The organism is Micromonospora sp. M61, assembly GCF_018070245.1.
Lineage (GTDB): Bacteria > Actinomycetota > Actinomycetes > Mycobacteriales > Micromonosporaceae > Micromonospora > Micromonospora zamorensis.
Genome location: NZ_JAGPYA010000125.1, coordinates 1 through 3,343 on the forward strand (window position 1 = coordinate 1; position 3,343 = coordinate 3,343).

Genomic DNA, 3,343 nt, shown 5'->3' on the forward strand with positions numbered 1-3,343 from the left:
GGCCCCACCCCCAGCCCCGTTGATCATGAAGTTAGCGTCACGACACGCCGGGACCGGCGGCGATAACCTCATGATCGACGGGCGGGGTGTGGGCCTGGAGGGGGGTTGGTTGGGGTTGGGGTCAGGGGGTGGGCGGGGGGTTTTCTGGGTTGGTGATGGGGGGTTTGCGCTTTGCCCGTTTGCGCTGTCGCTTGACCGCTTGGCGCCTTGGCTCTCCCCCGGCCAGCCCGGTGACCGTCTGGACCGCCAGCACCGCGCCCCACGGCCCCGCCACCCAGGCCGGCCAGAAGTAGAGCAGGTCCTGGCTGAGCAGTGACGTCACCGCCCAGATGGTCACCACGATGGCGATCACCTTCAGGTACGGCAGCCACACCTCGGCCAGCCAGCGGGCCGTGACGCCGCGCGCCACCGGGGCAGGCTGGTCACCGACACTCGGCGGGGCAGCCGGGGTGAGCGGCGACAGCGCCGAACGCTCCACCGGCGCAACCGGCGGCAGGTCGGTCAGCAGCCCGTCCAACTCGGCGTACGTGCGCGCGGCGTAGGCACGCTGCAACCGCTCGTCATACTCGTGCAGATCCAGCCGACCCTCGTTGAGGGCGACCCGTAACCGGTCGGCCACCGCCGTACGGTCCGAGTCCGAGGCTCGCATCCCGTCGCGCCCGTCCATGCCGGCAAGCATGCCACCGTCACGCCAGTCATGCCCCACCCCAGGGCTCGGTCGATCATGAGGTTATCGCCACCGACGCCGGCGTGTCGTGACCACAACTTCATGATCAACGGGCGGTGCCGGGGGTTGAGGCCCTGGGGGTGGGAGGTTTCAGGGGGTTTTGGAGGCAGCGGGTTGGCGGGCGGTCACCAGGTCGCCCAGGCGGGCCCGGCCGCCGTCGAACGCGGTCAGCACCCAGACCCCGTCCGGCAGCAGAGCCATCGAATGCTCGACGTGCGCCGCCACCGAGCCGTCGCGGGTCACCACCGTCCACCCGTCGGACAACTCGACAGTACGCGGGGACGCCATCGTGATCATCGGCTCGATGGCCACCGCCATGCCGGGGACCAGGCGTGGGCCCTTGCCCGGCCGACCGTGGTTGAGCACGTGCGGGTCCTGGTGCATCTCAGTGCCGATGCCGTGCCCGCCGTAGCCGTCGACGATGCCGTACCGGCCACCCTTGCGGACGGCGGTCTCCACCGCGTGCGAGATGTCGGTGAGTCGGCCCTTGCCGCTGGCCGCACCGCGGGCGGCGGCGGCGATGCCGGCCCACATCGCGTCCTCGGCGACCGCGGCCATCTTCAGCAGAGCCGGGTCGACCTCGCCGACCCCGACGGTGATCGCAGAGTCGCCGTGCCACCCGTCCAGGACCGCACCGCAGTCGATCGAGATCAGGTCACCGGCCTGGAGCACCTGCTTCGGCGACGGGATGGCATGCACGATCTGCTCGTTGACCGAGGAACAGATCGACGCCGGGAAACCGTGGTAGCCCTTGAACGACGGAACGCCACCTGCCTCGCGAATGGTCGACTCGGCGATGGCATCCAGATCGGCGGTGCTCACCCCGGGGGCGACAGCCTCCCGCATCCGGCGAAGCGCCTCGGCGACCACCAGCCCGGCGGCCCGCATCTTCTCGATCTGGTCAGGGGTCTTCAGCTGGATGTCCAGCTGGGGACGACGCATGGAGCGATTACCTTTCGTTGCCGAACAGCGGGGCACATAACGCGTACCCCGCTGTTCGCACTCTATCCGCCGTGGCCCGGCCGGACCTCAGCCGCCGTACGACCGCAGGGCGTCGATGGCCCGGGTGGTCACGTCCTCCACCGGGCCGGTGGCGTCGATCCCGACCAGCTTGCCCTGAGCGCCGTAGTAGTCGACCAGGGGTGCGGTCTTCTCGCTGTATTCGCGGAGCCGCGTCGCGATCGTCTCCGGCTTGTCGTCGTCGCGCTGGAACAGCTCGGCGCCGCACCGGTCACAGATGCCGGGCCGGGTCGTGGCGTCGAACTCGACGTGCCAGATCTTGCCGCAACCCCGGCAGGTGCGCCGGCCGGAGAGCCGCCGGATCACCTCGTCGTCGTCGACCACCAGCTCCAGGACCAGATCGAGCGCGGTGCCCAGGTCAGCGAGGAGCTTGTCCAGAGCGGCCGCCTGCGGAGTGGTCCGCGGGAAACCGTCGAGAAGGAAACCCTCGCTGGCGTCGGGCTCGGCCAGCCGGTCCCGGACCATGTTGATGGTGACCTCGTCCGGAACCAGCTCGCCCGCGTCCATGTAGCGCTTCGCCTCAACCCCGAGCGGCGTGCCCTGGGTGACGTTCGACCGGAAGATGTCTCCGGTCGAGATCTTCGGCACCGAGAGGTGCGCGGCGATGAACTCGGCCTGTGTGCCCTTGCCCGCCCCCGGCGGGCCAACCAGAACGAGTCTCATCTACCGCAGGAACCCTTCGTAGTTCCGCTGCATGAGTTGGCTCTCGATCTGCTTAACGGTCTCCAGACCGACGCCGACCATGATGAGCACAGCGGTGCCGCCGAACGGGAAGTTCTGGTACTGCTGGTTGTCCAGCCAGATGAAGAAGAAGTTCGGCAGGATCGAGATGACGCCCAGGTAGAGCGCGCCCGGCAGGGTGATCCGACTGAGGATGAAGTCCAGGTAGTCGGCGGTCGGCTTGCCCGGGCGGATGCCCGGCACGAACCCGCCGTACTTCTTCATGTTGTCCGCGACCTCGGTCGGGTTGAACGTGATCGAGACGTAGAAGTACGTGAAGAAGATGATCAGCAGGAAGTAGACCGCGATGTAGATCGGGCTGCTCGGGTTGACCAGGTTGTTCTGGATCCACGCCTGGGTCTTGCCCGGGTCGGTCTGATCGAAGAACTGCAGGGCCAGCTGCGGCAGGTAGAGCAGCGACGAGCCGAAGATGACCGGGATGACACCCGCCTGGTTGACCTTCAACGGGATGTAGGTCGAGGTGCCGCCGTACATCCGCCGGCCGATCATCCGCTTGGCGTACTGCACCGGAATGCGGCGCTGCGCCTGCTCGATGAAGGTGACCGCGGTGATGACCACCAGGACCAGCGCGATGACCAGGGCGAACATGTCCCAGCCCTTGCTGGTCTTGATCTGCCAGCCCTCGCTGGGCAGCCGCGCCGCGATCGAGGTGAAGATCAGGACGGACATGCCGTTGCCGACGCCGCGGTCGGTGATCAGCTCACCGAGCCACATGACCATGCCGGTGCCGGCGGTCATCGTCATCACCAGGATGGTCAGGGTCAGCCAGTCCGGGATGCCGGTGCCGGTGGGGATGATCGGGAACTGGTCGCACTTGTTCTGGAACAGCTGCCCGGAGCGGGCCAGGGCCACGAA

4 protein-coding genes are annotated in these 3,343 nt (G+C 68.0%); all 4 read right to left on the reverse strand.

Features of this window, described 5'->3' with window-relative positions:
• Positions 1 to 121: 121 nt before the first annotated feature.
• The gene (locus KBX34_RS32720) at positions 122 to 667 is read right to left on the reverse strand and encodes a DUF1707 domain-containing protein (protein ID WP_210928939.1); all 546 of its coding nucleotides are present in this window, start codon (positions 665 to 667) and stop codon (positions 122 to 124) included.
• 150 nt (positions 668 to 817) lie between these two features.
• Positions 818 to 1,669 carry a type I methionyl aminopeptidase gene (gene map / locus KBX34_RS32725; protein ID WP_210928940.1) on the reverse strand — a complete coding sequence of 284 codons (852 nt, stop codon included), beginning with the start codon at positions 1,667 to 1,669 and terminating at the stop codon, positions 818 to 820.
• Positions 1,670 to 1,756: 87 nt separating this feature from the next.
• Positions 1,757 to 2,410: an adenylate kinase gene (locus KBX34_RS32730; RefSeq protein ID WP_088950228.1), complete on the reverse strand. Its 654-nt coding sequence runs from the start codon at positions 2,408 to 2,410 to the stop codon at positions 1,757 to 1,759.
• Positions 2,411 to 3,343 (reverse strand): preprotein translocase subunit SecY (secY, locus tag KBX34_RS32735; RefSeq protein WP_210928941.1); only part of this gene is annotated, 933 nt, incomplete at its 5' end. It lies immediately after the preceding gene.

Coding starts and splice junctions, on each gene's coding strand:
- KBX34_RS32720 (WP_210928939.1), bottom strand. CDS start 667: ATGGACGGGCGCGACGGGATGCGAGCCTCGGACTCGGACCGTACGGCG.
- map (WP_210928940.1), bottom strand. CDS start 1,669: ATGCGTCGTCCCCAGCTGGACATCCAGCTGAAGACCCCTGACCAGATC.
- KBX34_RS32730 (WP_088950228.1), bottom strand. CDS start 2,410: ATGAGACTCGTTCTGGTTGGCCCGCCGGGGGCGGGCAAGGGCACACAG.